Annotated in this window: 6 protein-coding genes; 3 read left to right on the top strand and 3 right to left on the bottom strand. The window is 59.4% G+C overall.

Annotated features, from left to right (window positions below; translation table 11 throughout):
- Window positions 1-1,299: ACT domain-containing protein (locus NW837_RS04150; protein ID WP_414329389.1), on the top strand; the 1,299-nt coding region annotated here is incomplete at its 5' end.
- Window positions 1,300-1,305: 6 nt separating this feature from the next.
- Here NW837_RS04150 and psbA read toward each other — a convergent pair.
- Together psbA and carB are read right to left on the bottom strand one after the other, a co-directional pair.
- Window positions 1,306-2,361, bottom strand: coding sequence for a photosystem II q(b) protein (psbA, locus tag NW837_RS04145; protein WP_414329388.1), 1,056 nt, complete (start codon window positions 2,359-2,361; stop codon window positions 1,306-1,308).
- 337 nt (window positions 2,362-2,698) lie between these two features.
- A complete protein-coding gene (carB, locus tag NW837_RS04140; protein ID WP_414329387.1) occupies window positions 2,699-5,914 on the bottom strand; it encodes a carbamoyl-phosphate synthase large subunit in 3,216 nt (1,071 codons plus the stop codon).
- A 278-nt stretch (window positions 5,915-6,192) separates the two neighbouring features.
- Between carB and NW837_RS04135 the strand changes: the two genes are divergently transcribed.
- Entirely contained in the window at window positions 6,193-6,426 is a 234-nt protein-coding gene (locus NW837_RS04135; protein ID WP_071818136.1) for a FitA-like ribbon-helix-helix domain-containing protein, read from the top strand.
- Window positions 6,410-6,721: a PIN domain-containing protein gene (locus NW837_RS04130; protein WP_414329386.1), complete on the top strand. Its 312-nt coding sequence runs from the start codon at window positions 6,410-6,412 to the stop codon at window positions 6,719-6,721. The genes NW837_RS04135 and NW837_RS04130 overlap by 17 nt, the downstream gene beginning before the upstream one ends.
- A 9-nt stretch (window positions 6,722-6,730) precedes the next feature.
- On the opposite strand, the gene NW837_RS04125 is transcribed toward NW837_RS04130, so the two are convergent.
- Window positions 6,731-6,944 (bottom strand): hypothetical protein (locus NW837_RS04125; RefSeq protein WP_414329385.1); only part of this gene is annotated, 214 nt, incomplete at its 5' end.

Genomic DNA, 6,944 nt, shown 5'->3' with positions numbered 1-6,944 from the left:
CCGGGGATCTTCACCACGGATCCGCGTAAGGTGCCTGAGGCCAGGCTGTTGCCGGAGATCACCAGTGATGAAATGTTGGAGCTGGCCAGCTTGGGGGCCCAGGTGCTGCATCCCCGCTCGGTGGAAATTGCCCGCAACTACGGTGTGAAGCTGCGGGTGCGCTCCAGCTTGGAGCCGTTGCAGGCGGGATGCGAGGGCACTCTCATTCTTTCTCCTCCCCCCCGTCCTCGTGCTGCCGACAGCAGTATCGAGCTGGGCCTGGCGGTGGATACGGTGGAGCTGGATCGGGATCAGGCCAAGTTGGTGTTGGTGGGGGTGCCGGATCGCCCTGGCATTGCCGCCCAGCTCTTTCAGGGGATCGCGGCGGCAGGGGTGAATGTGGATTTGATTTTGCAGTCGCTCCAGTTCACAGCCGCTCACGCCAGCGGGACGGACTCCTTGCCGCAGGGATCCGTGCCCCAGCCCACCAATGACATTGCCTTTACGGTCAGTCGGTCGCAGGTGGCCGAGGCTGCAGCCGTTGCCCGGCAGATTGGCCAAGAGCTGCAGTGTGCAGCGGTGATTGTGGATGAGGCGGTGGCCAAAGTCAGCATTGCCGGGGTGGGGATGATGGGCCGACCTGGGATCGCGGCGCAAATGTTCCAGGTGCTGGCCGAGGCCGGGATCAATTTGCAGATGATCTCCATGTCCGAGATCAAGGTGAGCTGTGTGGTGGCTGCGGAGCGGGCCGGGGATGCCGCCTTGGCTCTGGGAGAGTCGTTCCAGGTGATCCCCCACTTGCATCGGGCAAAGATGCCGGCTGCCCCTCAAGACAGCCACCCGGTACGCGGTGTTGCCTTGGATTTGAAGCAATCGCGGCTGGGCCTTCGCAAAGTGCCGGATCGTCCGGGAACTGCCGCCCATTTGTTCGGGCGCTTGGCGGCTGCTGGGATCATCGTGGACACCATCATCCAAAGCCAGCGGGGCTACCACAACGGGATCCCCAGTACCGACATTGCCTTTACCGTGCCTCAGGATCAAGCGATGGCTGCTGAGGCAGTCTGCCGGCAGGTGGCCGAAGAGCTCCAGGCGGCAGGCGTTGACGCGGATCACGACATTGCCAAGGTCAGCATTGTCGGCGCCGAGATGGAAACCTACCCTGGTGTGGCTGCTCGCCTGTTTGCAGCCCTAGCCGAAGCCGGAATCAACATCGAGATGATCGCCACCTCGGAGATCAAGGTGAGCTGTGTAGTGCGCCGGGATCGAGGGATCCCGGCCTTGCAAGCTATTCACCGCGCTTTCCGGCTGGACTGCCCCTAGCCTGCCTTAGGGTTGAGCCGCCAGCAGCAAGGGAAAATGATGGGCGTTGGGGGCGTGCATCACCTGGATCCCCAGATTGGCGCGGTTGAGGAGATCGGCGTAGGTGGGAATGAACCGGCCCTGGCTGTCCAGGATGGACTGGTTGAAGTTCAAGCCGTTCAAGTTAAAGGCCATTATGCCGATACCTATTGCCGCCGCCCAAATCCCCACTGTGGGCAGGGCCGCCATCCAGAAGTGGACGGAACGGCTGTTTCTCAGGCCCAGGCCGGGGAACCCCAGCCGCCCCAAGAACGCGTAGTGCCCGGCCAGGAAGTTGTAGGTGACTTCCTCCTGCCCGAAGCGGTAGCCGGCATTTTGTGACTCTTCTTCCGAGGTCTCGCGGATTAGGCTGGAGATCACCAGGGAGCCGTGCAGGGAGGCCAGCAGAGCGCCGCCAAAGACGCCGGCCACCCCCAGCCAGCTAGCAGGGTGCATGAGGATATTGTGCTCCGCCTGGAAAGCCAGCATGAAGTAGAAGGTGCCGGCGATCCCCAGGGGCAAGCCTTCCGAGAAACTGCCCTGGCCGATGGGGTAGACCAAGAGCACTGCCGTAGCCGCCGCCGCCGGAGCGGAAAACGCCACCGCAATCCAGGGACGCATGCCCAAGCGATAGCTCAGCTCCCATTGCCGGCCCAGGTAGCACCACACCCCGATCAGGAAATGGAGCACGATCAGTTGGTAGGGGCCGCCGTTGTAGAGCCATTCATCCAAAGAGGCGGCTTCCCAAATGGGATAAAAGTGCAAGCCGATGGCCGCCGACGTGGGCACCACCGCCGCCGAGATGAGATTGTTCCCCCCTATCAAAGAGCCGATCACCGGCTCGCGGATCCCATCCACATCCACCGGCGGAGCAGCAATAAAAGCGATTACAAAACAGAAGGCAGCCGCCAACAGCGTCGGGATCATCAACACGCCAAACCAGCCGATGTACAGCCGGTTTTCGGTGCTGGTTATCCATTGGCAAAAGCCATTCCAACTCCAGAGCTGCCGTGCAGCCGAGGAGCGGCGAATTACCGTACTCATAGGCCAACTCCTGGTAAAGACAAGAGCATTCTTCGTCGGCTTCCGGGAACGGGGTAAAAGTCTTCTTGCGCCGACCGCTAAAAGCATCCTCTCCTTTCAGGCTAGACAGTTTTAGGGATGCCGACAGGGATCCCTAACTTCCGCAACGGGAATGTGAAAAAAATGGATTTGTCGATACAAATCAGCACCGATATGTTGCAATTTGGAGGTCTTTGAGAGCTTCCCGGCGAAGGTCGGTCACTGGCAGTTGATGGCAGCCAAGCTTGAGCAGACGTTTCTTAAGGATAGGTTTAGGAAAGAGGTGCCGTCCGGGACCTGCTTTTTTTCCTCCAGAATCCTAGACAGAGAAAAAATCCTGCAAGCACTTCACCTGCAGGGATCCCGACTGCAAAGCACGGATGGCAGCCGCAGTGGCTTTGGCTCCTGCCAGGGTGGTCACCAGAGGGATCTTGTAGGCCAGGGCAGTGCGGCGGATCTTTTGGCCATCTTGCTGCGCCTCGACACCGGAAGGGGTGTTGATAATGAGCTGAATCTGGTGATTTTTGATGGCGTCGATGACGTGGGGCCGTCCCTCGTGCAGCTTGAGGACTTTGTCCACCGGGATCCCGTGCTCGGCCAAAACCTTTTGGGTTCCTTCGGTGGCCAATAGGCGAAAGCCCAGCTCCACAAACTCGCGGGCTACCGGGATGACCGCCTGTTTATCCCGGTCGCTGACGCTGATGAACACCGTCCCCTGCAGAGGTAGATTCTGCCCCGCCGCCAGTTGGGCTTTGGCGTAAGCGCGGCCAAAGTCCGTGTCAATGCCCATCACCTCGCCGGTGGAGCGCATCTCTGGCCCCAGCAGCGTGTCGGTGCCGGGAAACTTGTGGAAGGGCAAAACCGCTTCCTTGACGGCAATGTGGGAGGGGATCACCTCCTGGGTAAAGCCCAGCTCGGCTAGGGTTTTGCCGCTCATCACTTGAGCGGCGTAGTCTGCCAGCGGATGGCCGATGGCCTTGCTGACAAAGGGGACGGTGCGGGAGGCGCGCGGATTGGCCTCCAGGATATAGACTTGACCTTTTTGGACGGCGTATTGCACGTTGATCAGGCCCACCACCTTCAGAGCTTGGGCCAACTTCACCGTCCACTCGCGGATCACCCGCAGCACCTCGGGGCTGAGGGTGCGGCTGGGCAATACACAGGCCGAATCGCCCGAGTGGATCCCGGCCTGCTCGATGTGCTCCAGAATGCCGCCGATGGTAACAGCGCCGGTGCGGTCGGCAATGGCATCCACATCCACCTCCACCGCCTCTTCCAGGAACTGATCCACCAGCACCGGACGATCCGGATCCACCGCCACCGCCAGTTGCATGTAGCGCTGCAGGTCTTGGTCGGAATAGACGATCTCCATGGCTCGTCCCCCCAAGACGTAGCTGGGCCGCACCACCACCGGATAGCCGATGCGGCGGGCAATTTCCAAGCTTTCTTCCACGCTGCGGGCAATGCCGTTGGCCGGCTGGCGAATATCCAACTCCCGCAAGATGCGCTCGAAGCGCCCCCGATCCTCAGCAATGTCGATGGAGTCGGGGGAAGTTCCCCAGATGGGAGCCTGGGCTGCTGCCAGCCCCTGCGCCAGCTTGAGGGGAGTTTGACCGCCAAATTGCACGATCAGGCCGACCGGCTGCTCAGCATCCACCAAGTTCATCACCTCTTCATGGGTGAGCGGCTCAAAATAGAGGCGATCAGCGGTGTCGTAGTCGGTGGAAACGGTTTCCGGGTTGGAGTTGACCATGATCGCTTCGTAACCCAGGCGGCTGAGGGCAAAGGCAGCATGACAACAGCAGTAGTCGAATTCGATCCCCTGGCCGATGCGGTTGGGGCCACCTCCCAAGATCATCACCTTCTCTTTGCGGGCCGGGAAAATCTCCGACTCGCTCTCGTAGGTGGAGTACTGGTAGGGGGTAGCAGCCTCAAATTCGGCGGCGCAGGTATCTACAGTTTTGTAGGTGGGGATCACCCCCAGGCTTTTGCGGCAGGCCCGCACCTGATGTTCCGTGGATCCAGTGAGGTGGGCAATTTGTCGGTCGCTGAAGCCCATTTGCTTGAGGTGTCTCAAGTCGTCAGCGCTCAGGGATCCCAGCTCCCGCCCCTTGAGGGCCTGCTCCACCTCCACCAACTCCTGCAGCTTGTCGATAAACCAGGGATCGATGTGGGTGAGCTGGGCAATTTCCTGGGCAGAAAAGCCCATGAGCAGAGCGGTGCGGATGGTGAGCAAGCGGAAGGGGTTGGGGGTGCGCAGGTTGGCCCGCACTTCCTCTGGCTTGGGGAAAACCTCCGGCCTATCGCTGCCAAAGCCGGGACGGTCGATTTCCAGGGAACGCAATGCCTTCTGGATGGATTCTTGAAAAGTGCGGCCAATGGCCATCGCCTCCCCCACCGATTTCATCTGGGTGGTGAGAACCGGCTCTGCGCCGGGGAATTTTTCAAAAGCAAAGCGAGGGATCTTGGTGACCACATAGTCGATGGTGGGCTCGAAGCTGGCCGGAGTTTTGCGGGTGATGTCGTTGGGGATCTCCGGCAGCGTGTAGCCCACTGCCAGTTTGGCGGCAATTTTGGCGATGGGAAAGCCGGTGGCCTTGCTGGCCAAAGCAGAAGAGCGGGAGACCCGCGGGTTCATCTCGATCACCCGCACCTCGCCGTTGGCAGGGTTGACGGCAAATTGCACGTTGGATCCCCCCGTTTCCACCCCAATTTCCCGCATGATGGCGATGGCATAGTCCCGCAGCCGCTGGTATTCTTTGTCGGTGAGGGTTTGGGCCGGGGCCACGGTGATGGAGTCGCCGGTGTGCACCCCCATCGGGTCGATGTTTTCTATGGAGCAGATGATCACCACGTTATCCGCCAGATCCCGCATCACCTCCAGCTCAAACTCCTTCCAGCCGATGACCGATTCTTCCACCAAGATTTGGGAAACGGGGCTGGCCTCCAAGCCGGCAGCGCAGATCTCTTCAAACTCCTCCTGGTTGTAAGCCACCCCACCACCGGTGCCCCCCAGGGTATAGGCCGGGCGGATGATGAGGGGATAGCCGATCTCCTGGGCAATCTGCTTGGCTTCTTCCAGGGTGTGGGCCAGGCCAGAGCGGGGCACGGCCAAGCCAATCCGCTGCATGGCTTGCTTGAAGAGATCCCGGTCTTCGGCTTTTTCAATGGCCTCCCGCTTGGCCCCAATCAACTCTACCCCGTACTGCTCCAGGATCCCTTGCTGGGCCAGTTGCACCGCCACGTTGAGGGCCGTCTGGCCGCCCATGGTGGGCAGCAAAGCATCAGGGCGCTCCCGCTCGATAATTTTGGCCACAAAGTCCACCGTCACCGGCTCGATGTAGGTGCGCTCCGCCATACTGGGATCCGTCATGATGGTGGCGGGGTTAGAGTTGACCAAAACGACCTCATAGCCCTCTTCCCGCAGGGCTTTGCAGGCTTGGGTGCCCGAGTAGTCGAATTCGCAGGCTTGGCCAATGACGATCGGCCCCGCTCCAATGAGCAAGATTTTGTGGATATCGGTGCGGCGCGGCATAGGGATCCCAGAGGTGGCAGAGTCAGCCTTCTATTGTAGAGGTCACCTGCAGGTCAAGTTGCTCATCGGGATCCCTCTTTTTTGGGTGTTGCACTTGCAAAGGCTATGCACAGCAGGCAGAGCTTGGATCCCTGGCAGGCAGGAGTTCTCTGGGGCAACCCGCAAAAGGGCAGCTTCTTCATCAGTATCAATAGACGGGAAAACTTGAACTTTAGATGATATCAATGCTATCGTCGCAGCAAAGCCGCCCAGGGATCTGCCGATCGAGGAAACGCTCTATGGCCACGTTAATTGTTCGCAATGTTGACGAAGCCATTGTCAAAGCTCTCAAACAAAGGGCTAGTCGTCACGGCGTTAGTGCAGAGGCCGAACACCGCAAAATCCTAGAGCAAGTCTTACTCCAGCCTGCGAAACAGTCCTTTGCCGAAGTGCTCAGATCGATACCTAACGTTGGCAACGATTCAGACTTTGAGCGGGTGCAAGATAACACTGCCCATGACGTATTTGCTTGACACTAACGTCATCAGTGAGCTGCGCAAACACAGTCAAGCCAACTCCGGGGTTCAAGAATTTCTTCAAACTGCCATTGAGCAAGAGGCCCGCATCTACATCAGCGTGATCACGCTGGGCGAACTCCGCCGAGGCGTTGAACTCATGCGCCATCGCGGCGATCATCTGCAAGCCAACCTTCTGGAGAGGTGGCTGCAAACGGTTGTCGATGACTATGCCGATCACCAAATTTTCGGGCTGGAGGCCCGCACCATAGCCGCAGGCTTGGTGTCGGGAGGAAAGCCCTCCTTCATATAGGTTTGCTGGTCAAAAGTCTGGATAAACTACAATAAGCCCATGAGCCAGACTATCTCTGTACGTTGCAAGCTGATAGTCCCTGTAGAGTTGCGTCAAGAGATTGACCGCACTTTGCAGGGCTTTGCGAACGCTTGCAACCAGATTCTCGACGCCGCCAAACAAAAGAACTGCTGGAACACCGCCAAGCTGCACCACTTGGTCTATCGGCCGGTAAGGGCAGCAA

It is taken from the genome of Synechococcus sp. R6-10 (assembly GCF_047461815.1).
Taxonomy (GTDB): Bacteria; Cyanobacteriota; Cyanobacteriia; order Thermostichales; family Thermostichaceae; genus Thermostichus.
The sequence above is the reverse complement of the archived record's forward strand: the minus strand, read 5'-3'. Positions and strand labels throughout refer to the sequence as shown.